Below are 25,164 nucleotides of genomic sequence, written 5' to 3'. Positions count from 1 at the left end.
GTGGTGTGAGAGTCTGTTTCGCATGACCCCGACATCGAACGACGCCGGTCGGCACACTTTCGCCGGCGACAATCACGCCGGCGTCCACCCCGATGTGCTCGCCGCCATCACGCGGGCCAACCCCGGACACCAACCCGCCTACGGTGGTGACACCCACACCGCCGCGTTGCGCGCGACGATTCGCGACGTCTTCGGTCCCCGAGCCGAGGTGCTGCCTGGTCTTCAACGGAACCTGGCGCCAACGTGGTCGCCCTCACCGCGCTCACCCCCCGGTGGGGAGCGGTCATCACCACCGACACCGCTCACATCGCGACGTCCGAAGGTGCTGCGCCCGAACAGATCTCCGGTATCAAACTGCTGACGGCCCCGACCGCCGACGGAAAACTCACTCCCGATCAGATCATCGAGAAGGCCGCCGCCCGGGGAGATCCGCAGCGCGCCCAGCCGTCCGCGGTGAGCATCACCCAGGTCACCGAGCTCGGCACGGTGTACGCCGTGGACGAGATCGCCGCGATCTGCGAGACCGCACACCACGTCGGTCTGCCGGTGCACCTCGACGGGTCCCGATTATGGAACGCCGCGGCCGCGCTCGGAGAGTCCTTCCGTGCGTTCACGACCGATGTCGGGGTGGATGTACTCAGCCTGGGCGCAACCAAGAACGGTGCGCTCGGCTCCGAGGCGGTGGTCGTCATCGACCCCGATCGCGTCGCGGGTATCGAGTACGTCCGAAAGGCCGCCGCGCAGTTGCCGAGCAAGATGCGGTTCCTGTCGGCGCAACTCGAGGCCATGTTCACCGACGATCTCGGACTGCGCAACGCCCGCCACGCCAATGCCATGACCCGGCGGCTGCGTACCCATCTCGAGGCCGCCATGGCAGACGGCGCGCTGCCCGGTTTCGGTTTCGCCCAGGACAGCCCGGCCAACGCGATCTTCGCCACGCTCCCCACCGACATCGCCGACGCCATCCGCGAGAAGATCCATTTCCATGACTGGGCGCGCGAGCGGGGTGAGGTGCGCTGGATGACATCGTGGGACACCACTCCCGCGGATGTCGATCAGTTCGCCGAGATCATCCGGCAGCAGTTCGCATCCGGGTCGCCGGTTCGGCGGGGCTGATCGAGTACGCCAGTCCCATTCTGCGCGAGGCGACTCCGGCCACGAACCGGCGCGTCCGGCCGATCGTGTGGTTGATGTCGGCGGGAGTCCACCCCGGCGCATACCGCAGGATCGGATCGCGGTCGGTCACCGGTTCGATCAGCGCGATGTCGGCGGCGACCCCGGCCACCTGCCCTGCGTCCAGGACGGTCGTCCGTCGCCGGCACACCGCGTCACGGGTTCCGGCACCGGGCGCAACCAGTGCCGAGGCCGGGCGTGGCGGGGCGCCGCGTCCCGGTCCGCGCCACAGCATGGCGCTGAGCACGAGCCACCGGTCGTCGAGGCACAACATGTCGACGTTGCGGATCTCGGGAACCATCGTCCAGACGACGGGACGGGCGTGGGCACCGATACCCGAGGCGAACGCCCCCGAACCGACCGCCACCGGTACCAGACCCCAGGCATCGGCGAGAGGATCGGCGGGGATGACCGAGATCGGGTCACGGCGCGCGGCCTCGACGGCGTCCGCGCGCACCGGATAGGCGTAGTAGCGACTTGTCATGTCGCACATGGTTGCTGCCGCCGGTCCACAGATCGGCGCCCTCGGTGCGATCTGTGGACACATCCGCCGATATCCACAAGCCGGGCCGTTTCTCCTCGGCAGGCGTCGTCAGTGCGGGATCCCGGTGCGGCATGCCACAGAGTGATCCTGGCCACTACGCGGACCATCAGGGGCCGGCTTCACGCCCACAAGCGTTGCGGGACAACCACTCATGCCTCCGGGCACCCCGCCGGGACGCGATCGTGATCGCGCGCGCATCCGCGTAGCATCGCAGGGCGAGTCCGCCCGCCCATCCCTGCTCGTCGTGCCCGAAAGGCGTCATGTCTGCTGTGTCCGCCCCGTCGTCGGTGCGGAACCCGTCGGTGCGGCACCGCCAACCTGGCCTCGCGGTGGGTGCGACATGGGCGGTGGGTGCACTGGCCTATCTGGTCGCCATCACCAATCGCACCTCGATGTCGGCGTTGGGAATCGATACCGCCCACCACTTCTCGATCGACCCGGCGACACTGTCACTGTTCGCGGTGATCCAGCTCGGCGTGTACGGCGTGGCACAGATACCGGTCGGCATGGCGTTGGACCGTTACGGATCGCGGGCGGTGTTGACCGTCGGTGTCGGGCTGATGGCGGTGTCGCAGGTGGTGCTGGCGGTGGCACCGAGCGTGTGGATCGCCATTGCGGCCCGCGTGCTGCTCGGCGCGGGCGACGCCGCGGTCTTCCCCTGCGTGCTACGCATCATCGGGATTCGCTTCCCGCGCCGGATGGCGCCGTTGATGGTGCAGATCACCGCGGTGATCGGGCAGTTGGGGCAGGTCGTCAGCATCATCCCCTTCGCCCATCTCGTGCACGCCAAAGGCTGGCAGTCCGGCTTCCTGCTCCTGGCCGCGACGGCGGTGCTGGTGGCGGTCCTGTCGGCGGCGATCGTCAGCGACGGTCGACGTCCCACCACCATCGGCGTATCGGGTTCGGCGGTCGGTGCCCGCCTGCGCGCGTCGATCACCGAGCCCGGCACCCGGCTGGCGTTCTGGACACATTTCGTCACCCCGTTCTCCGCCAACACCTTCGGGGTGCTGTGGGGCTTTCCCTTCCTGGTGGCGGGCGAGGGCGTGCCCGAGTCGACCGCACGAACGGTCCTGGTCACTTCGGTGTTGGTGGGTGTGGTCGCCGGCCCCGTCCTCGGCCTGATCTCCGCCCGATTCCCCGCTCGGCGTGTTCACCTCGTGGTCGGGCTCGTCGCCGGTCAGGTGCTGGCGTGGGGAGCGGTTCTGCTCTACCCGGGCACGGCACCGCACTGGGTGCTTTATCTGCTCGCGATGGCGATCGGCGCGGGCGGTCCGGCGTCGATCGTCGCGTTTGACTTCGCCCGTGAATACAATCCGGCCGACCGGCTGAGCACGGCCACCGGCATCGTCAACGCCGGCGGATTCCTGGCCAGTGTGATCGCGATCCTGCTGATCGGTGTGACGCTGAATCTCGCGTCGGATTCGCCCGGCACCTACGATCCGGCGTCGTTCCGCGTGGCGATGCTGTGGCAGATCCCGCTGTGGCTCGTGGGCACGACGATGGTGTGTCGGGAGTACCGACGGACCCGTGCGGCGAGGAGTCCGCGTCCCGAAAACGACGACGACTACGCGGACGGCTCGTGTGCCAGGGAGACGCAGAACTGATTGCCGTCCGGGTCGGCGAGCGTGACCCACGCGAAATCGCCGAGTTCGTGATCGGCGATTCTCGTGGCACCGGCGGCGACGAGTGACTCGACCTCGGCGTCGATGTCGGTGGTGGTGAGATCGAGATGGATACGGTTCTTGCCGGGCGTCGGATCATCGACCTGCTGGAAGCCCAGCACCGGAGCGCCCGCCGCCGGACCGGACACCATGACGAAGAAACCGTCGTTCTCGGCGATGACGGTGCCGCCGATGCGTTCGGCCCACCACCGCGCGAGCGGGATGGGATCGGTGGAGTCGACGGTGATCATGCCCACGGTCAGAGTCATGGAACCCATTGTGGATGCGGCGGATCGGGAGCGCCAGGCGCGGGCCCGCCGTCATCGCAGAAAGGATTACTCCAGGACGAAGACGGGGATCAGGCGGTCGGTCTTGGTCTGGTACTCCGCGTACGGCGGATACGCCGCCACGGCCAACGTCCACCAGTGCTCGCGTTCGTCGCCGTCGACCTCGCGCGCCGTCATGTCCCGCACGGTGTCACCATCCTGGACGGTGACCTCCGGGTGCGCCTTGAGGTTGTGGTACCACGACGGATGGCTGGGCGCGCCACCCTTGGACGCGACCATCGCGTAGCGGCCGTTCTCCTCCACCCGCATCAGCGGAACGTACCGCTTCTTGCCCGACTTGGCGCCGGTGGTGGTGAACAGCACGATGGGCCGGTCCAGCACCTGCACACCGTCGGTGGTCCCCTGCTCGAGAATCGTCTCGGTCTGGGTGCGGACCCACTCGGTGGGGCTGAGTTCTGGTTGTTCGGTCATACCCGGAGACAACACCGGTCGGCCTCCCCTATTCCGGCCGCCGTCTCGCGGCTCGACCGGCGACCGGACGAATACGACATTCCTCACGCCTGCGGACGGACACATCGGGCTTGACTTCTTAGGTTAGGCTACGGCAATCTTCGCGATATGTCGAAGAAGATGATCATCACTGTTGCCGCCGGAGCCGGAGCCGTTGCCGCCATGGCCGCCGGGGCCGGACATTCCTCCGCCGCGGTCGCCGAGGGAACCTACAACTACTGCGTGCAGACCCAGTACGGCTCCTCGGTGGAGGAACGCTGCAACGAATACCGGGTGGAGGGCGACAAGCTCATCGGGCCCGCCAACACCCCGCTCACCCTCATCAGCACACCCAACGGCGCGTATGCCGACATCGAGCCGGTCAGCCGGGTGACCTTCATCAAGACCGCCGACGGATACAAGGCGATCAATTCCGTGCTCGGCGTTCCCATTGCGACGTCGACGTTCAATCCCGTCGCAGACTGATCACACCCGCCTGATCACACCCGACTACGCACGAGGCGCCCACCCGCCTCGTGCGTTGTCATCTCCGCGCCACCTCACCTCAGGGCGGGAAGCGGCAGGGGCAGCGGAGCCGACGGATGCGACACCGGCTGAGCCGATGCGGCCGCGCTCGGTGCCGGTGTGGCGACCACGACCTGCTGGGACACGTCGTGACGGGGCGTCGAGGTGGGTGTGTCGAGGGGTACCTCCCAGCCGCGTTGGTATCCCGTTGCCGCACCGACGATTGCGCCGGTCGTCACCGCCGGGATCTCCACCAGCGATGCCACGAGGGCGGTACCGACGAGCGGACCCACCACGAGACCCGTTGGCAGGAACGGTATCCCGAAGACGAGACCGGCCGTTCCACCGACCACCGCACCGACGGTCGCGGCGACCGGCGCGGCCACCACACCACCGACCACCGCGCCGACCGCGGCGTCGCCGACCATGTGTTCGGCGACCGTGTCCGCACGTTCCGGCCCGACTCCGTTGCTCTGCAGGACATCGGAAATCCCTTGTACCACTTCCCCTGACGTGGCGGTGATCTCAGCCGCCAGCGCCGGCGAAACCGCTCGTGGCCGATGCAGCCGGAGGTGGCCCACCTCGACCATGTCCGTATCCGCCGCCGGCGTCGACGTGGATGCGGGCACCGCCATTCCGAAGAGACGTGTATCGGCCGCTGTCGCGGGTGACCCCGGCACGACCTGCGATACGCCTGCCACGCCACCCGGCGTGGTCCACGGCACCACCCCCGACACGGCGTCTGCGGCATCGAGCGCGTTCCGAACGACCGGATGGACCGGTGTCGCGTCGCCGACGATCGGGACCGCGAGCGGAGTCATCCGGGCCGTGGCCGCGGACGTCGGTGCGTCGGCGAGCACCGGAGCCGCGGCCAGCACCGTGACCGTCATCGCCGCACCCAGCAGCGTGGCGACCGGGAGATGGGATTGAGGACGGCGGTGCGAGACCGGGCCGGCGGATTCGCTCATGGGGTACCTCACTGGTGATCGGGAGACGAGAGCTACTGCACAACAGGAGTTTTCGCTACGACGATGCCGTCCGGCCATGTGATCAACCCATCTGTTTGTTGAGGACCGCGGCGATCGCCGCGATCGAGTTGGTGTCGGTCATCCCCAGGTGATCGACGTCGATGTCGACGTTGGCGATCGTCCCGTGAACGTGTGCACGCCACCCGTGATGCCCCGTGGCGTCCGGGCGTCGATCCCGCGTCGCGGTGAAGTACTGCACATCGACATCCACGACCGGCGGCTGCCAGTCACCTGCGGCCCGGATCATCAGGTTGTAGGCATCGGTGAGCCGTTCGATCGTCGCCTCGTCGATACCCAGGCCGTCCCCGAGGTGGTCGGCGATCGCCGCGGCCGCCTCCGCCGCGGTGGCGTCCGGGTCGACGAAGTCGATCCCGAGTACCGGGCCGAGATTGGCGATCAACTCTCCCGCGGTGACGGTGGTCGCCGACGAGGCATCGATGCCATCCGCCTCGGCGTCGAGCAACGCCAGCAGGGCGACGTCCTCGCCGGCGGCGCGCAGCTCGGCGGCGACGGCATGTGCGATCACGCCGCCCAGCGACCACCCGAGCAGGTGATAAGGGCCCTGGGGCTGTACTGTCCGGATCTCCGCGGCGTAACGCCGGGCGATCTCGGGCATGGTTGTCGGACCGGGGTTCTCCCCACCGATCTGCGGTGCCTGCAGGCCGTAGATCGGACGATCGGCACCGATCTGCTGTTCGAGGCCGTGATAGCACCAGGCCAGACCGGAGGCGGGGTGCACACAGAACAGGGGTTCCCGTTCACCGGTGGTGCGGATCGGCAGCAGGACCTCGAGGCCGAGCGCGCTGGGCTCGGTGGCGTCGATTCCCTCCCGCATCCCGGTCTCGATCCGCTTGGCGAGGTCGGCCGGATTCGGGTCGGAGAGCATCCACCGGACCGGGATGTCCACATGCAGTTCACTGGTGAGCTGATTGACGACCTGCACCGATCGCAGCGAATTGCCACCCAGCGAGTAGAAGTCGTCGTCGGCACCCACCCGTGGCAGGCCGAGCACCTCCTCGAAGGTGTGCGCGATCTCGCCTTCGAGCCAGGATGACGGTTCGCGGAACCCTTCGGCGGCAACCAGCGTCGGTATCGGCAACCGCGCGCGGTCCAACTTGCCCGACGCGGTGAGCGGCACCGTCTCCAGGACCATCACTGCGGTGGGAATCATGTAGCCGGGCAATGAGGCGGCCGCGAACTCCGTGACCTCGGTGGTGTCGACCACGGCCCCGACTGCAGGCACGAGGTATACGACGAGGTACTCGACGGCGTCGGTGGCCCTGACCGAGGCCACCGCCCGCGCGACGTCGTGGTGGCCGGCGAACACCGATTCGATCTCACCGAGCTCGATCCGGAGACCGCGGAGCTTCACCTGGAAATCGTTGCGGCCGAGATACTCCAACTCGCCGCCCGCGTTCCGGCGGGCCACGTCGCCGGTGCGGTACATCCGCTCACCGGTGACAAACGGATCCGGTACGAATCGTTCGGCGGTGAGACCGAACCGCCCGTGGTATCCGCGGGCCACCTGAACGCCAGCCAGGTACAGATCGCCGGCGACGCCCGCCGGAACGGGACGCAGACGCGAATCCAGCACATAGGCACGGGCATTCCACACCGGCGTTCCGATCGGGACGGCCCCGGTGTCGGCGGGCCGCACCTGATGGGCGGTGGCGTGGACGGTGAACTCCGTCGGACCGTAGAGGTTGTGCAGCGCGACGCGCGGCAGCACCCGCCGTGCCGCGCTCACCACATCCGGGCCGAATGCCTCGCCTGCGACCAAGAGTGCCCGCAAGGAGTCCAATGACCCGGCGGGGGCCGTCGCGGTGAACAGTGCGAGCATCGACGGTACGAAGGAGGTGATCGTGACGTGTTGCGCGGCAATGGTTTCGGCGAGATATGCAGGGTCGGTGTGCCCGTCGGGCCGGGCGATCACGAGTCGGGCACCCACGGCGAGGGTGGCGAACAGTTCCCACACCGAGACGTCGAAGGTGGCCGGCGTCTTCTGCAGCACCACATCGGTGTCGGTCAGGGCATAGGCCTGCGCGATCCACCGGATCTGATTCACCACCGAACGATGGGATACGGCAACGCCTTTCGGCCGCCCGGTGGAACCGGAGGTGAACAGCACATAGGCGATGTCGTCGGGCCGTAGCGGTGCGATCCGTTCGTCGTCGGTGATCGGTGCGTCGTCAAACCCGCTCAGCTCGATGGTCTGGAGCGAACTCAGAACCACCACCGGTTCGGCACACTCGAGCATGTAGTCAATGCGTTCGGCCGGGTGATCGGGATCGACGGGAACGTATCCGGCACCGGCGGCGTGGACGGCATACATCGCGGTCAGCTGATCCACACAACGCCGCATCCGCAGCGCCACCAGGGAGTTCGGACCGACGCCCTCGGCGATCAGCCATCGCGCCAGCCGGTTGACCCGGGCGGCGAACTCGCCGTAGGTCCAGGTCACCGTGTCGACGGTGACCGCGGGCGCATCCGCGTGCTCGCGTACCGATCGGGTGAATGTCGACGCCAGTGTCTCGTCCCAGTCGATCGGGTGGGTCGTCGAATCCCACTGTGCCGCGATCTCGTCACGCTCGGTGGCGTCGAGCAGGTCGATGTCGTGCACGGCCTGCGTGGGGTCGTCCACCAGCGCCGACATCAGCCGGATGAGGCGTTCGACGAAGGTGGTGACGGTCGGGGCGTCGAAGAGATCGGTGGCGTAGGTGACGCCACCGGTGATGCCGGCCGGCGCGCCGGCGTCGTCGTAGGTGTCCGACACGGTCACCTGCATGTCGAACAGTGAGACGTCGCTCTCGGACTCCACCGCCGACACCGACAGGTCGGGCAATGCGATGTCGGTGGCGGCCAGGTTCTGGAACACCAGCATGACCTGGAACAGCGGATTGTAGGAATGCGAGCGCACCGGGTTGAGTTCCTCCACCAAACGCTCGAAGGGTACGTCCGCATGTCCGAACGCGGCCAGATCCGTCTCGCGAACGCTGTCGATCAACTCGCGCAACGACTTCCCGCCCCGCACCTGGGTGCGCAGCACCAGCGTGTTGACGAACATCCCGATCAGATCATCCAGTTCGGGAGCACCCCGTCCGGCATACGGCGTTCCGATGGCGACATCGTCGGTGGCGGCGAGCCGGGCCAGCAGCGCCGCCAGTGCGGCATGGACGACCATGAACAAGGTCGTGTTGTGTTCGCGGGCGACGCGCTGCAGCCCGGCGTGCAGATGGGCGTCGATCGTCAGCGGGATGGTCGCGCCCGCATAGGATTGCGCCGGCGGGCGGGGACGATCGGTCGGCAGTTCCAGCAGTGCCGGGCTTCCGCTCAATTGTCTTGTCCAGTAGTCGATCTGCGCGCGGAGCAGGGAGTTGGGATCGTCGGCGGAGCCGAGCACCTCGCGCTGCCAGAGGGCGTAGTCGGCGTACTGCACCTCCAGTGGCGCCCAGCCCGGTGCGTCTCCGAGCATCCGGGCCGAGTAGGCGGTCATCATGTCTCCCGCGAGCGGCGCCAGCGATGAACCGTCACCGCAGATGTGATGCAGCACCACGGCCAGCACCCACTCGTCGTCACCGAGCGCGTACAGGTGAATGCGTGCGGGCGCCTCGCAGGTCACCTCGAAGGGAGTTCGCACCAGATCCGAGATCGATTGGGCAAGCTCATCTTCGGCGATGTCGGTGACGACCATCGACGAGCGTCGGGCGGCGACGGGGAGGACCACCTGCGTCGGTGCACCCGCCTCGAACGGGTACACCGTCCGCAGGATCTCGTGCCGGGCGACGACGTCGTCGATCGCCAACTGCAGGGCGGCGACGTCCAACTCCCCCGACAGACGCACGACGATCGGGATGCTGTAGGCCGGCGAATCCGGCTCGAAGCGGTTGAGGAACCACATCCGTTGCTGCGCATACGACAGCGGGATGTGTTCGGGGCGCTCCTGTGGTCGCAATGCCACCCGGCCGGTGTCGGTGTGCGATTCGGCACGTGCGGCCAACCGCTCGACCGTGGATGCCTCGAAGATCATCGACACCGGAACGTTGGTGTCGAGTGCCGCACCGATCCGCGCCACCACCCGGGTGGCGATGAGGCTGTTGCCACCGAGATCGAAGAAATCGTCGTCGGCGCCGACGTTGCGTTCGATTCCGAGGACGTCGGCGAACACACCCGCCACGATCTCCTCCACCGGTGTCGACGGGGCGCGAAACGCCCGGGTGGTGATCATCGGCGCGGGCAGTGCCGTGCGGTCGAGTTTGCCGCTCGGGGTCAGCGGAACCTCGTCGACGACCATCACCGCGGCCGGAACCATATACGACGGCAATGCCTCGGCGAGCAGGGCACGCAGTTTCTCCCCCGAGATCACCGCGTCGGCGGCGGGCACCACATACGACACCAGACGAAGGCCGATGGCCTCGTCGCGATGCGGCAGCGTGACGGCGAATCCGACGTCGGATCGTGCACCCAGTGCCGCGTCGATCTCACCGAGTTCCACCCGGAAGCCGTTGATCTTGACCTGGAAATCGTTGCGTCCCAGAAACTCCAGCGTTCCGTCTGCACCCCAACGGACCACGTCACCGGTCCGATACATCCGTTGCCCGGCCGGCCCGAAGGGATGGGCGACAAACCGGGACGCAGAGATTCCTGGCCTGTTCAGGTATCCGCGGGCAAGCGCCGGGCCCGCAACGTAGAGTTCCCCGGCAACCCCGGCGGGCACCGGTTGCATCCGCGAATCCAGCACCAGCGCCAGCATTCCCGGCATCGGGTTGCCGATCGTCGACCGTTGCCCGGCGCGCACGGGCTGCGACGCCGTCGCGACGATCGTGGTCTCGGTCGGACCGTAGAGGACCCGGAATTCCCGGGTGTGGGCCGGATCGGAACCGACCCACCGACGGACGAGATCGGTGGGCACCTCGTCCCCACCGGACAACACCACCTGCAGGTCGTCGAGTCCGATGTCGTCCACCGAGGCCAGAGCCGCGGGGGTGACGAAGGCGTGCGTGATTCGTCGTTCGCGGAGGAAATCGGCCAGTTCGTCGCCACCGCGGACCCCGGTCGGCGCCACCACCAGCGCCGAGGCCGCGCTCACCGCCAGCAGGATCTCCAGCAGGGAGGCGTCGAATGACGGTGACGCGAAATGCAATACGCGTGAGGTGGGACCGTCGGCCGGATCGACGTGGAGTCCGGCGAGATAGTCGGCGATACCCGCGTGGGTGACGGCGACTCCCTTGGGCACACCGGTCGACCCGGAGGTGAACACCACCCAGGCGGTGTTGGTGAACCGCAGCGGATGGGTCCGCTCGTCCGCGGTGATCGGGGCGTCGGCCGACGCGGCGATCTGCGCGGCGGCCGCGGCCGTGTCGACGACCACCCAGTCCACCTCGTCGGGCAACGCCGGTCGGGCCGCCCGCGTCGTGATGCCCAGTGCCGCTCCCGAATCGGCGACCATCTGATCGATGCGTGCGGTCGGGTAGTGCGGATCGACGGGCACATACGCCGCACCGGATTTGACCACCGCCCACCAGGCGACCAGCGACTCCACCGACCGTTCGATCGACACCACGACGCGCTGCTCGGGACCGGCACCCAACGCCATCAGCCGGCGTGCCAGACGATTCGACCGGCGGTCGAGGTCGGTATAGGTGAGTTCGGTCGATCCCGCGATCACGGCGGGTCCGTCGGGGTTGCGGCGCACGGCCGCGGCGAACACGTCGGTCAGCAGCACCGGTGCCCCGGCGGCGCCGGAACCCACCCGGGACAGCAGATGTGCGCGTTCGTCGGGGGCGAGCCACTCGATGGCGCCGAGGGGTCGGGCCGCGTCGTCGGCGACGGCCTCGAGGACGCGAGTCAACCGGTGGACGACGTCGACGACGCTCGTATCGTCGAACAGGTCGCGGGCGAACATCATGACGCCGGAGATGCCCTGTGCCGCACCGTCCTGGCCGTACTCGTCGGCGATCACCAGTTGCAGGTCGAACTGGCACATCCCGGTATCGGCCTGTGCGCGTGACACGGTGACCCCGGGCAGTTCCACCCGGACATCGGAGAGGTTCTGGAACGCCAGCATCACCTGGAACAGTGGGTGATGCGCCGTCGATCGGTTCGGATTGACCTCCTCCACGATCCGTTCGAAGGGCACGTCGGCGTGCTCGAATGCGGCGAGGTCGGTGTCGCGCACCCGATCGAGGAGCTCGGTGAAGGGCTCGGTACCCACGACGGCGGTGCGCAGTGCCAGGGTGTTGACGAACATGCCGACCAGGTCGTCGAGGCCGGGTTCGCCGCGCCCGGCGACCGGGGTGCCGATCACCACGTCGTCGGCGCCACCGAGACGCCCGAGGACCGCCGTCAGCGCCGCATGCATCACCATGAACAGCGACGCCCCGCGCGAGCGCGCCAACGCCAGCAACTTTCCGTGCAGGGCGGCGCCGATCTGCACCGGCACCCGACCGCCGGCCAACGATGCCACCGCGGGGCGGGGCCGATCCGTCGGCAGGTCCAGCAGATCGGGCGCGTCGGCCAGTGTCGAGGTCCAGAATCCCAGTTGCGCGTGCATCAGCGACTGCGGGTCATCGGCCTCGCCGAGAATCTGCCGCTGCCACAACGCATAATCGGCGTACCCGACCGCGAGCGGCTCCCAGGTTGGCTCGTGGCCGGCCAGTCGGGATGCGTACGCCGACATCACATCCCGTGATAGCGGACCCATCGATTGACCGTCACCGGCGATGTGATGAACCACGAGTACCAGCAGGTACTCCCCGACGTCGCCGTCGCGCTCATCGTCGAGTTCGAGCGCACCCACCCGGATCGGGATCCGTGAGGTGACGTCGAAACCGGAGCGCACGAGTCCGCCGACGACCTGCCCGACCTCCGACGCCGCGACGTGCCGGATATCCACGCTCAGCGGCACGTCGTCGAGGATCATCTGCCGTGGTTGTCCGTCGGTCTCCGGGTAGATGGTCCGCAGCACCTCATGGCGGCCGATGACGTCGGCGAGAGCCGATTCCAGGGCAGGAAGGTCCAGGCTGCCGGACAGGCGCAGCGTCACCGGGATGTTGTAGGCCGGCGAGTCCGGTTCCAGCCGGTTGAGGAACCACATCCGCTGCTGCGCCAGCGACAACGGGATGATGTCCGGACGTATCGTCGGGGTCAGGGGTGGACGGCCGCCACCGGTCAGCGAGGTCGCCGCCGCTGCCAGGGTCGCCGGAGTCGGTGCCTCGAAGACCAGACGTACCGGTATCCGGACATCGACGGCGGCGCCCACGCGCGCGGCCACCAGTGACGCGCTCAGCGAGTCGCCTCCGAGTCCGAAGAAATCGTCGTCCACACCGACCTGATCGACCTTGAGGACCTCTTCATAAGCGCTGACGACCCTTCCTTCGACCCACGTCGACGGCGCCCGGTAGCCCGACGCCTCGAACACCGGCTTCGGCAACCGGGCGCGATCGAGCTTTCCGGTCGGGGTCAGCGGGATCTCGTCGAGAACGATCACCGAGGCCGGCACCATGTAGGCGGGTAGCGACTCCGTCAGGGCCGTGCGGAGTTCGACACCGGACACGGTGGTGCCGGGATCGGCCACGACGTAGGACACCAGGATGGGCGGGCGGCCGTCGTGTTCGGCGCCGACGGTGACCGCATAGGCGACGTTCGCCCGGTTGCCCAGGAGCGCATCGATCTCGCCGAGCTCCACCCGGGTGCCCCGCACCTTCACCTGGAAGTCGTTGCGTCCCAGAAACTCCAGCTGCTTGTGCACGTTCCGGCGCACCAGGTCGCCAGTGCGATACATCCGTCGACCGGGTTCACCGAAGGGGCAGGCCACAAAGCGCGACCCCGTCGTCCCCGGTTTGCCGATGTATCCGTCGGCCAGGCCCGCCCCGACGAGATAGAGCTCTCCCGCGACATCGTCGGGAACCGGTCGCAGCCAGGTGTCGAGGATCGCGACGCCGACCGGCCCGGCCGGTGTGCCGATCGTGATCGGTGCGGTGGGCTCGAGTGGTTCGCTCGCCGTCGCCCAGATGGTGCCCTCGGTGGGACCGTACAGGTTGACCATGCTGCGCCCGGATGCCCACCGATCGACCAGTTCGGGTCCGACGGATTCGCCCGCGGTCGCCAGCACCGCGAGCCCCTCGAGACCGTCGGCGGGCACCGTCGCCAGCGCGGAGGGGGTCAGGACGACGTGCGAGACCTCCTCACCGCGCATCAGTGCCGCGAGTTCCGGGCCGCCGTAGACGTCGGGCGGGGACACCACCAGGCGCCCGCCGGAGCCGTGCGCCATCAGCAGTTCGAACAGCGACGCGTCGAAGCTCGGTGAGGCGACCTGCAGGACGGTCGACGCGGGCTCGACGCCCAGCACCCGACGTTGCGCGGCGATCAGCGGTGCGAGCCCGCGATGACTCACGCGGACACCCTTGGGCGTGCCGGTCGACCCGGAGGTGTAGATGACGTAGGCGGTGTGATCGACGCCGATCGATGTCGCACGTTCACCGGCGGTGATCGGTGCGGCACTCTCGGATTCGATGTCACGGGACAGGTCGGGGCCGTCGACGACGAGCCAGTCCACGATGCCCGGCAACGCCGACCGGGAACCGGCGGTTGCCAGTCCCAGGGTCGCGTTCGAGTCGGCGAGCAGGAATCCGATGCGTTCGGCCGGAAGGTTCGGGTCCACCGGCAGGAAGGCGACACCGGCCTTGGCCGCGGCCCAGATCGCGACGACGGCGTCGAGGGATCGCGGTAGCGCGCACGCCAGCACCCCGTGCGGATCGGCGATGCGCCGGAGCAGGATGCGGGCCAGCCGGTTGGAGCGTTCGTCGAGCCAGCGGTAGGACACCGATGCGCTGCCGTAGGTGACCGCGGGCGCGTCGGGCTCACGGTGCGCGGTGCGCTCGAGGATGTCGCCCAGCGTGCTCGATCCCGACCGCGCGAGTGCGCCCGCCGGCCACGCGATCTCCGCGCCGCCGGCCGGGATCTCGGCCAGTCGGGTCGCGGGCGCCTCGGCGATGCGGACAAGTCCGCCGACGAATCGATCGAGAATGTCGTGGGCCCGCCCGGTGTCGACGACGTCGTGCCGGAACCGCAGGGTGATCGACAGTCCGGTCCCGTTCCCCTCGCCGTCGAGGGTCGGTGCGACCACCAGGCTCAGCGGATACGGCGTGGCGTCGACTCCGGTGATCGCCTCCACCCGGAGTCCGGCCGCCTCGACGAGTTGCGCCAGTGCCGCCTCGTGCAGGGGGAACGACTGGAAGGCGAGTGCGGTGTCGAACAGATCCGGGACGCCGACGCTGCGGTGGATCTCCGGCAGACCGACGAAGTGATGATCGAGCATCGTCGCCTGGTGTTCGTGGACGCGGATCAGCAACTCCCGCAACGACAGTCCCGGGTCCAGTGGCACCCGCACGGGCACCGTGTTGAGGAACATCCCGAGCGTCTGATCGACGTGCGGCAGCTCCGGTGGGCGACCCGATACGGCCGAACCGAAGATCACATCGTCCTCGCCGGTCAGGACTTTCAGGTTCAGCGCCCACGCGGCGGCCAGGGCGGCGCCGACGGTGACGGCGGCGTCGGCCGCGACCGTTCGGAGGTGGGTGAACTGCTCGGCCGAGATCTCCGCGCGCACCTCGCCCGCGGTGCCCGACGCCCCGCCCACCCGGCGGTCGCCGACAAGGGTGGGTGCGTCGATGTCGGCGTATGCCTGCGCCCAGGCCGAGGTGGCGGCGTCGACGTCCTGTTCGTTCAGCCAGCGCAGGTAATCACCGTAGGACGACGCCGGGCGGGCCTCGTCGATGCGTTCCGGGGTTCCGTAGTACTCGAGGAGTTCACCCATCAGCAGCGGCATCGACCACCCGTCGAGGATCACGTGGTGGTTGGTGATCAGGAGGCGGAAGGCGCCGGATCCCACCCGCACCAAGGTGAATCGGATCAGCGACGGCGCCGACAGATCGAATCCGGCGGCGGTGTCCGCGGCGGCGAGGGCGTCCGCGGCGAGGTCCGGACGGGTGTCGGGGTCGTCGGTGAGGTCGAGTACCCGGAACCGGACCTCGGCGTCGCCGACCACGATCTGGCACATGCCGGTGGACGTCTCGACGAATGCGGCCCGGAGGATGTCGTGGCGGTCGACGAGCGCCTGGGCCGCGCGACGCAGCCGGTCCCCGTCGATCTCGCCGGAGAAGGCGATGGTCGATTGCACCGTGTAGTCGTCCGGGTGGCCACCGGGACGGGTGTCGAGGAGGCCGGTATCGAATCCACCGGGGTCGAATCCCCCGATATCGAATCCACCGGCGTCGAACGTCGAATGGAAGTGGATGCCCGATTGCATCGGCGAGAGTGACCACACATCCGAGAGCGACGGATACCGTCGGGCGAGCATGTCGACGTCGGCGTGGGTGAGGTCGACGAGCGGGAAATCCGAGGGACGGAATCCGCGTTCCGGGGCGACCCGCCGCGCCGGCGTCGAGTAGGACGGCTCCGCGGCGCTGTCGTCGTCGGTTGCCAACGCGGCCAGCGCGGCGACCGTCTTGGCCTCGAAGACGTTGCGGGGGGTGATCGACAGTCCCGCGGACTTCGCGAGTGCCACCAGTTGCATCGACACGATGCTGTCGCCACCCAACGCGAAGAAGTTGCTGTCGGCGGAGACGGTGTCGAGGTGGAGGACCTCGGCGAAGAGCGCTGCCATCACCTCCTCTGCCGGTGTCTGCGGTGCCCGGCCGTCGGTGTCGGCGCGGAACTCACGCTCACACAGCGCCCGGCGGTCGATCTTTCCGGTGCGCGTCAACGGCATCGTGTCCAGTTCGACGATGGCCGTCGGGTTCATGTAGTGGGCCAGGGTGGCCGCGAGGTCGTCATGGAGTGCCGCGATGTCGAGCGTGTGACCGTCGGCGGCGACGACGTAGGACACCAGGATCGGGTGGCCGGCCGGCCCGGGCCGGGCGACGGTGGCGACCTGTGCCACCGCCGGGTGGGCCGCGAGGTGGGCGTCGACGTCACCCGGTTCGATCCGCAGCCCGTGAATCTTGACCTGTTGATCGTTGCGTCCCAGGTACTCCAGCCGGAGCCCGTCGGCGCAGCGTTGCCACCGGACGGAATCGCCTGTGCGATAAAGCCTTTCCGCGGTGCTGGAGTTCGGGTCGGCGACGAATCGGGATGCTGTGGTGCCGGGCCGGTCGAAGTAGCCGCGGGCCAGCCCGGGTCCGCCGAGGTAGAGCTCACCGGTGACGCCGATGGGTACCGGTCGCAGCCAGGCATCGAGGACCAGGGCGGACAGGCCGCAGATCGGGCGTCCGATGGTCACCGGCTCCCCCGGCCGCAGGTCGTCGGCACCGGTCGCCCAGATCGTGCATTCGGTGGGGCCGTAATGGTTCATCAGTCGACGCCCCGGCGCCCACCGGTTCACCAGGTCGGCGCCGGTGGCCTCACCGACGACGGCGACGGTGGCCAGCGACGGCACGTGAGCAGGATCCATGGTGTTCAGCGCGGAGGGGGTGATGATCGCGTGGGTGACACGGTGTACCCGCACGAGTTCCTCGAGATCGGGACCGCCGTAGACGTGTGGCGGTGCCACCACGAGGCAGGCCCCGTCGGCGTGGGCGAGCAACACCTCCGACACGCACGCGTCGAAGCCGGGTGAGGCGACCTGCAGGACGGCCGAGCCCGGGCCGGCGGCGAAGGATTCGGCCTGTGCGGCAACCAGATCGGCCAGTCCTCGGTGAGTCACGTGGACGGCCTTGGGCCGACCGGTCGAACCGGAGGTGTAGATCAGGTATGCCGCATTGTCCGGGCGCAGACCGCCGCCGGAGTCGATGGACCAGACGGAGTCGACGGAGTCGCCGGAACATACGGGTCCGCCGGCGGTCGCGGCATCATCGAGCAGGAGCCAGTCGACGGCGTCCGGCAGCCGCTCGGCGACGGCGTCGACGGTGACCCCGAGCGGGCAGGACGAGTCGGCGAGGAGTTCGGCGAGTCGTTCGGCGGGATTGTCCGGGTCGAGCGCGACGAAGGCGGCTCCGGTCTTGGCCACGGCCCACATTCCGACGACGAGTTCGGGCGACCGGGGTATCGCCAGGGCGACGAAGGACTCGGGTCGGGCACCGCGGCGGAGGAGTTCGGCCGCCACCCGGTCCGAGCGGTGATCGAGTTCGCGGTAGGTCACCTCGTGCTCACCCGCGCGCACCGCGACCGCGTCGGGATGGCGCCGGGCACTGTCGCGGAGGATGTCGCGCAACATCCGCTCGGCGACCGGTGCGGGACCGTGCACCGACAGCAGCTCCGAGCGTTCGGAGTCCCGGCAGGTGGCGATCTGGGCGACGGTGCACCCGGGATCGCCGACCATCTGGCGCAGCACCATGACGAATCGGTCGAGCAGTGCGGCGGCCGACCGGTCGTCGAGGCGGTCGGTGGCAAAACGCAGTGTCAGCCCGAAGGTGCTCGGCTCGTCGGTGACCGACGGTCCGGCGCCGGCCGGACGCGGCGGCGTGACCTGCAGGCTGACCGGGTACGGGGTGGCGTCGTGGGCGACGAGATCGACCCAGGACAGGCCGGCGTCGGCCAGTGTCGCCTCGAGGCCGGCCCGATCGAGCGGGTAGGACTCGAGGACCGTGACCGTGTCGAACATGTCGGCGATGCCGGTCGCCCGTTGGAGTTCGGCCAGCCCGACGTCACGGTGATCGAGGGTGGCGGCCTGCTCAGCCTGGGTCCGCGCCAGCAGGTCGGCGACGCTCTCGTCGGGTTCGAGCCGGATCCGGACCGGCACGGTGTTGATGAACAGTCCGATCATCCGCTCGATCCCCGGGATGTGCGGGGGCCGATCGGAGACCGTGTTGCCGAAGACCACGTCACGGCGGCCGGTCATGATCGTGAGCAGCACGGCCCACGCCACCTGAACCGACGTGTTGGCGGTGACCCCGAGCGTGCGCCCGAGTCGCAGGACCGAGTCGGAGGTCGCGATATCGAGATCGAGTGTGACCTCACCGGTCTGGGCCCCGGCCGCGCGCTCGGGCTTGCCGGTCAACAGGGTCGGACTCTCGATCCCGGCGAGGACCTGCCGCCATCCGTCGACGGCCGCCTCGTGGTCGCGCGTGTGCAGCCAGTGCAGATACTCGCGGTAGGACTGAGGAGCGGGGAGTTCCGGTGCCCCTCCGTCGCCCGCGTAACCATCACCGATGTAGAGCATGAGCAACTCACCGATGAGCACCGGCGCCGACCACCCGTCGAGCACGATGTGGTGATTGGTGATGACCAGCGTGAACTCGTCGTCGTCGACCCGGATCAGGTGAAAACGCACCAGCGGCGGACGGGCCAGGTCGAACGGGGCGGCCGATTCCGCGGTCAGGCGCCGCACCTCGCGTGCGCGAGCCGACGAGTCGGTGTCGGCGGTGTCGGCGAAGCCGGTCACGTCGGAGAAGGTCCAGTCCACCGTCGCGTCGCGGAGCAGGATCTGCCGGGGTCCGGAACCCGACTCGACGAAGGACACACGGAGGCTGTCGTGGCGGTCGATGATCGTCTGGGCGGCACGCCGCATGCGTTCGGGGTCGAGTGATCCACGGAGAGTCAGCTCGGCCTGCACGGTGTAGCCGTCGGCGGCCTCGTCGTAGAGCGCGTGGAACATCAACCCGGACTGCAGCGCCGTCAACGGCCACACGTCGGTCATCGACGGGTGCTGCTGAGTCCACCGATCGATGTCGTCCTGTGTCGTCGCGACCAGTGCGAAGTCCGACGGGGTGTGACCGCCCGCGCCTTCGGAGCGCACATGCCCGGCCAACGCGGTCAGGGCCTGTACCCACAGCCCGGCCAGTTCCTCCACGTCGGCGCGATCCAGTGCGAGCGAGGCGAATTCCCATGTCGCGGCCAGCTCCGGACCGTCGGGGCCGGGTTCGGCGATCGCATTGATGTCCAGCAGTGCCGACAGCGTCATCTGCGGGTCGTCGGTGCCGCGCAGCGACGCGAACTCGGCGGCCGGCGCCCACGGTCCCGAATACTCGTGGGAGCCGGCCCGGCCGAGATAGTTCATGCTGATCGCCGGCTCCGCGAGGGGCCCGAGGGCGTCGCGTCCGCGTGGATCGAGGTAGCGCACCAGGCCGTAGCCGATGCCGTTGTCCGGCACCGCTCGCAGTTGCTCCTTGATCCGCTTGATCGCGTGACCGGCGGCAGGACCGCCGGTGAACGCGTCGTCGATGTCGACGTCGTGGAGGTCGAGTCGCACCGGGAATCGTGAGGTGAACCACCCGACCGTCTCGGTCAGGTCGGCACCGGGCAGGACGCCCTCCTCGCGGCCGTGGCCTTCCAGCGAGATCACCTCGGCGTCGCCGGCCATGCCGCGGCGCCGGCGCCACCGGGCCAGCGCCAGTGCCAGCGCCGCGAGCAGGGAATCGTTGGCACCGCCGTGGAATCGTGCGGGGACGGTGGTGAGGACCGCGTCGGTGACCTCCGTCGGGACGCGGACCTCGACCGTTCCGGCGGTGGCACGCACATCGGTGGCGGCGTCGAGCGGGCGCGTACCGAGATGGTGGCCGGGATGATCGAGGACCTCGGTCCAGTGCTCGAGTTCGGCGTCGGTCCGGGCCGGTGCCTGTTCGACGAGACCGTGCGCCCACCGCCGGAACGAGGTGGTCGCGGGACCCGGTCGCACGTGACCACCCTCGCTGATCTGTTGCCACGAGCGGGCCAGGTCGGTGAGGATGATCCGCCACGACACCCCGTCGACGGCGAGATGGTGGAGCACCAGCCACATCAGGTCCGGTGCGCTGCCCCGACGATCCTGCATCCAGACGAATCGCACCAGTCGGCCTGCGCGCGGGTCCAATTCGTCGGCGGCCGCCTGCAGGTGCGCGTCGATCTCGGCGGCGTCGCGCCGTTGCAGCCACACGTGGCGCAGGACCGCATCGGGATCGACCGCGGTGCGCTCGCGAACCTCGACGTGACCATCGAGCGGGTGCTCACCGCACAGGACGCCGCGCAGGATGTCGTGGCGGTCCAGCAGGGCACCGAGCGCGGCCACCAGCGTGGCGCGTTCGATGTGGTCGGGCAGTTCCACCAGCGCCGACTGGGTGAATCGGTCGATGTGTCCGCGGTCGAACATGGCGTGCATGATCGGCGACAGCGGGAGCGTTCCGATGCCACCGCCGGGGAGTTCGGGGAGCATTGCGCCCTGGCCGACGTCGGTGGCCACCGCGGCCAACGCCGCGACCGTCTTGCTCTCGAACACGTCCTGCGTCGAGAAGGCGAGCCCGACGAGTTTGGCCCGCGCGACGAGCTGGATGGACAGGATGCTGTCGCCGCCGAGGACGAAGAAGCTGTCCTCCGCACTGACCTGCGCGACTCCGAGGACCTCGGAGAACAGTTGGGCCAGTTGGCATTCCCGCGGCGTCGCGGGCGACCTTCCGGCTCCGGTGGATTCGAAGACCGGTGCGGGCAGGCCACGCCGGTCGACCTTGCCGAACGCGTTGACCGGTAGCGCGTCCAGCGACGTGATCACCGTCGGCACCATGTGCGGCGGCAGGCAGGCGCGTGCGTACCGGCCGAGTTCGACGGGGTCGATGCGGCGACCGGCGACCGGCGCCACATAGGAGGCCAGGACGGTCGCGCCGGCATTGTTCTCCACCGGCACCGTGATCGACTGGTCGACGTCGTCGTGGCCGACGAGCGCCGCGTCGATCTCGCCGGGTTCGATCCGATAGCCACGGATCTTCAACTGGAAGTCGGTGCGGCCCAACAGTTCCAGGGACTTCGTCGACCCTTCTCCGACCCACCGGGCCAGGTCCCCGGTACGGTACATCCGCTCCCCCGCCGCCCCACCGTACGGGTGGGCGACGAATCGACCGGCCGTCTGGGCCGGCAGGTGTGCGTAGCCGCGGGCCAGCCCGGGTCCGGCGAGATACAGTTCACCTGCCGTGCCCGCGGGCACCGGCTGCAGGGTCGGGTCCAGGATCAACATCGACATGCCACGAATCGGGCCGCCGGCGGTGAGGGCCGCCGCGGGATCGATCCTCGCAGCGGCCGCGGTGATGGTGGCCTCGGTGGGTCCGTACTCGTTGATCATCGACGCCGTCCGCGTCCACCGTTGCACCACATGCGGTGGGCAGGCGTCGCCCCCGACGACGACGGTACGCAGATCGGTCAGCGGCTCGGGATCGACGGTGGCCAGCATGGTCGGCGTCAACGTGAGGTGGCTGACGTGTTCGTCGGCGAGCAGTTCGGTGAGCCGCTCGCCACCGATCACCGCCGGTGGCACGATCACCAACGTCGATCCGGTCGCGAAGCAGGTCAGGAACTGTTCCATCGAGGCGTCGAAACTCGGTGACAGTGCGTAGGACACCCGCGAACCCGCTCCCAGGTGTTGCGCGGCGGTGCGGTCGGCGATGAGATTCGCCAGGCCACCGTGGGTGACCTGCACGCCCTTCGGCACACCCGTGGAGCCGGAGGTGTAGGTCATGTACGCGATGTTGGTGGGGCGCACCGGTCGGATTCGGTCGTCGTCGCCGATCGCGCCGCCATCGATCGCGTCGTCGATTCCCAGCGCCGGGTCGGCGTCGTCGACGATGACCGGAACCACCGGGGAATCCGCGAGGGTGTCGCGGTGATCGTCGATGGTGATCACCACATCGGCGCCGCTGTCGGCGAGGATGTGTTCGATGCGCGCACGCGGATAGTCCGGGTCGATCTGCACGATCGCGGCCCCCGACTTCGCGACCGCCCAGGCGGCCGCCACCGACGCCACCGAACGCCGGAGGAGGATGGCGACCGCCGTGTCGGGACCACAACCCAATCCGATGAGTCGGCGAGCGAGTCGCGACGTCGCGGTGTCCAGTTCCCGATAGCTCAGGGTTCGGCCCTGGGCGGAGATCGCCACGGCGTCGGCGTGGCGGCGGGCGCCGTCGGCGAGGATGTCGGGCAGCAGACGCGGCGGGAGCGGAGAATCGCCGCGCACCGACAGCATCTCGGCGCGTTCCTCCTCGGCGAGCAGCGGAAGCCGCCCGACCGGACAGTCGGGCGCACCGGCGAGGAACTCGTGCAGGAAGCCGACGAAGCGCTGATGGTGGCCGGCGAGTTCGGCGTCGGTGTAGATGTTCGGATTGCCCTGAAAGTCGATGTGCGTACTGCTCTTTCCCGCACCGGGGTAGATGTTGACGAACAGATCCGACGTCGGGCCCGAGGTCAGGACGTGCAGACGCCCGGTGACGTCACCGAGCACCACCTCGTTGTCGATCATCATCAGGTTCACCGCGGGTCCGAAGGACGCCGCCTGATCCCGGGTGAGGCCCATGTCGGCGAAGATGTCCTCCTGGCGATAACGTTGCCGACGCAGAGCGCTCATCAACTCGCCTGCCACGGCCGCGGTCACCTCGGCGAGTGTGCGTCCGGCGACGCCGACGCGCAGCGGCACCACGTTGGCCACCATGCCGCCGGATCGGCGCAGGACCGCGGAGTGCCGGCCCGAGACCGGCAGGCTCAGGAGTACCTCGGGGCTACCGGTCATCCGGGCGAGATAGGCGGCGAACGCGGCGACGATCACCGGGGTCACGCCACCGGCACCCTCGCGTGCGGCCGTTGCGAGCAGCTGTGCGGTGTCATCGGGCAGCGGAGTACTGACCAGCGCCGGATGCAGTGTCGGCTTGCCGAGTCGTCCCGCCAGGCTCACGACCGGTGGCGCATCGGCGAGGTGTTCGCTCCAGTACTTGCGATCGTTGTCGTGGCGTGACGAACCGGGATAGGAGATGTCCTGCGCGATGATGTCGCCGAAATCGCTTGCGGTGCAACGCGGAGCCTCCTCGCCACGGATATCCGCGTTGTAGAGCTCGGTGATCCGGCGCAGCATCGTGACCGCGGCGAATCCATCGAGGGCGATGTGGTGCGCGCGGACGTACCACAGGTACCGATCGGTCCCGACGCGGTACACGACGCTGGTCATGAGGTCGTCGGTGAGCAGGTCGAGGGGACTCGAATAGTCCAGCCGCATCAACTCGTGTGCGGTGGCGACGGGGTCTTCCTCATCGCACAGGTCGACCGTGGTCACCGGGGAACCGCGTGTCTCGTCCACATACTGGCGCGGTTCGCCGTCGACCTCGATCAGACGCAGGTTCCCGGAACCGAACTCGAGTCCGGTGGTGCGACACGCGTCCTCGAGCCGATCGGTGTCCAGTACACCGTCGATCTCGACGTACTGGGCCACCGAGATCGGCAGATCACCCGAGACATGCTGGGCAAACCACATGCCGCGCTGTGCCGCGGAGAGCGGCAGGGTCTCGGCCGGCGGGTTCACCGGGGCGCCCCCGGGTGGGACCACCGCCGACGTGGCCGGGCTGGGATGGCCGAATCGATCTGACGCGTTCGGCGCCGGCGATTGCAGCCGCCGAGGCGGGTTCACGAAGTTCTCTTCGGAGAGGGCCATGTGATCTCCAGGCAGATTCTCATCACATCCGGGGTGCCGGTCGGCGCCCGCGGAGTTGATTTCGGCCGCACATCGTCCACGTCCCTCCGCGTCGTGAAGCGAGAAGGATCAATTGGGTGAATATGTGGTCTTCTTGTGGTTTGGGTCAGTCGCGTTTTCGATTCGTCACCACGGTCGCGTCCGCATTTCCTCCATCACCGACCACCGCCCGCCCGAGCGTCGTGATTGGCGACTTTTTGGCAACTCCTCGACAGAAATGGACGATACCCTCAGCAAACTGTAAGAAACCAGCGATTTCGGATAAAACATCGTCGCCGCGCTCCACCAGGCCCTCCCGTGAACTCGTAATATATTGCTAAGCAATGTTTTTGGCTTCATTCGAGCCCCCACAAAGAGGTAGTGCGAACACACTACGTCCATGTCCTTCGTTTGATTCGGAGCGATTTCTCCGCCTGGCGACGGAACCGAACGATGAGAGTCTCACAGAAATCCTTCGGATCTCCTGACGTTCTTGTGGGTGGGTTACGGCCAGGGCAGTTCGGGGCAGGCGCCGCCGCGGGTGAGTTCGGCCATCGCTATCAGCGCTTCTGGCGTGTGGAATCCGTAGGCCCGCTTGGTCAGTGCGCGTAGATGGGTGTTGGTGGCCTCAGTGCGCGCGTTGGTCAGGTTGTGACGCAACGCGTTCCGGATACGAGCATTGTAACGCTCCAACGTTCTTCCCAGAACTGCGATTTCCGGGACGTCACTGTCTCGGGCCCATGCCTGTGCCCCAGTCAGCAACACGAACCGCCTTCCTTCGGTGGCGCGGATCGCATCGCGCAGTTGCTCTTTGAGCATGTACGCCTCGTACAGCTCGCGGTTGTCCTCACGGAGCTGCTCGACGATGCCACGCTGCTCGGGTGACTGATCGGTATGGGTCTTGCGGACCGCCCACATCGCACCCTTCCGGCCTCCGTGGGTGGCCACGGTACGGCGCCGCACCTTGTCGACCATGTCGCCAGCCCACTGGATCAGGTGGAACAGATCCAGACATGGAATGGCGTGCGGGGCGTGGGCGGTCACCGCCGACCAGATCCACTCCGCACCG

The 25,164-nt window shown here is 68.4% G+C and carries 9 protein-coding genes and 1 pseudogene; 3 read left to right on the top strand and 7 right to left on the bottom strand.

The window, feature by feature from the left end; translation table 11 throughout:
- Window positions 1–22 precede the first annotated feature (22 nt).
- Window positions 23–1,116, top strand: a pseudogene (locus tag ABLE94_RS18260) (threonine aldolase family protein).
- Here the strand turns inward: ABLE94_RS18260 and ABLE94_RS18255 are convergent.
- Entirely contained in the window at window positions 1,070–1,657 is a 588-nt protein-coding gene (locus tag ABLE94_RS18255; protein WP_348805915.1) for a hypothetical protein, read from the bottom strand. The pseudogene ABLE94_RS18260 and the gene ABLE94_RS18255 sit on opposite strands and share 47 nt — an antisense overlap.
- A 320-nt stretch (window positions 1,658–1,977) precedes the next feature.
- Between ABLE94_RS18255 and ABLE94_RS18250 the strand changes: the two genes are divergently transcribed.
- Window positions 1,978–3,321, top strand: coding sequence for an MFS transporter (locus tag ABLE94_RS18250; RefSeq protein WP_348809468.1), 1,344 nt, complete (start codon window positions 1,978–1,980; stop codon window positions 3,319–3,321).
- On the opposite strand, the gene ABLE94_RS18245 is transcribed toward ABLE94_RS18250, so the two are convergent.
- Window positions 3,282–3,647 (bottom strand): VOC family protein, encoded by a 366-nt coding sequence (locus tag ABLE94_RS18245; protein ID WP_348809467.1) that lies wholly within the window; start codon window positions 3,645–3,647, stop codon window positions 3,282–3,284. The two genes, ABLE94_RS18250 and ABLE94_RS18245, sit on opposite strands and share 40 nt — an antisense overlap.
- A 66-nt stretch (window positions 3,648–3,713) precedes the next feature.
- Window positions 3,714–4,136, bottom strand: a complete 423-nt coding sequence (locus tag ABLE94_RS18240; RefSeq protein WP_348809466.1) for a nitroreductase family deazaflavin-dependent oxidoreductase — start codon at window positions 4,134–4,136, stop codon at window positions 3,714–3,716.
- 147 nt (window positions 4,137–4,283) lie between these two features.
- Between ABLE94_RS18240 and ABLE94_RS18235 the strand changes: the two genes are divergently transcribed.
- The gene (locus ABLE94_RS18235; protein ID WP_348809465.1) at window positions 4,284–4,640 is read left to right on the top strand and encodes a hypothetical protein; all 357 of its coding nucleotides are present in this window, start codon (window positions 4,284–4,286) and stop codon (window positions 4,638–4,640) included.
- 74 nt (window positions 4,641–4,714) lie between these two features.
- Here ABLE94_RS18235 and ABLE94_RS18230 read toward each other — a convergent pair whose 3' ends face one another.
- The 4 genes from ABLE94_RS18230 to ABLE94_RS18215 all read right to left on the bottom strand — a co-directional run.
- Window positions 4,715–5,647 carry a hypothetical protein gene (locus ABLE94_RS18230; RefSeq protein WP_348809464.1) on the bottom strand — a complete coding sequence of 311 codons (933 nt, stop codon included), beginning with the start codon at window positions 5,645–5,647 and terminating at the stop codon, window positions 4,715–4,717.
- Window positions 5,648–5,729: 82 nt separating this feature from the next.
- A complete protein-coding gene (locus tag ABLE94_RS18225) occupies window positions 5,730–24,077 on the bottom strand; it encodes a non-ribosomal peptide synthetase (RefSeq protein ID WP_348809463.1) in 18,348 nt (6,115 codons plus the stop codon).
- A 145-nt stretch (window positions 24,078–24,222) separates the two neighbouring features.
- Window positions 24,223–24,402, bottom strand: coding sequence for a hypothetical protein (locus ABLE94_RS18220; RefSeq protein ID WP_348809462.1), 180 nt, complete (start codon window positions 24,400–24,402; stop codon window positions 24,223–24,225).
- Between the two features lie 197 nt (window positions 24,403–24,599).
- A partial coding sequence (locus ABLE94_RS18215) for a transposase (RefSeq protein WP_348809461.1) occupies window positions 24,600–25,164 on the bottom strand: 565 nt, incomplete at its 5' end.

Origin of the sequence: Gordonia sp. VNK1 (assembly GCF_040049135.1) — a bacterium.
Lineage (GTDB): Bacteria > Actinomycetota > Actinomycetes > Mycobacteriales > Mycobacteriaceae > Gordonia > Gordonia oleivorans.
Note: the sequence above shows the minus strand (reverse complement) of the source record. Positions and strands in the feature narration are given on the sequence as shown.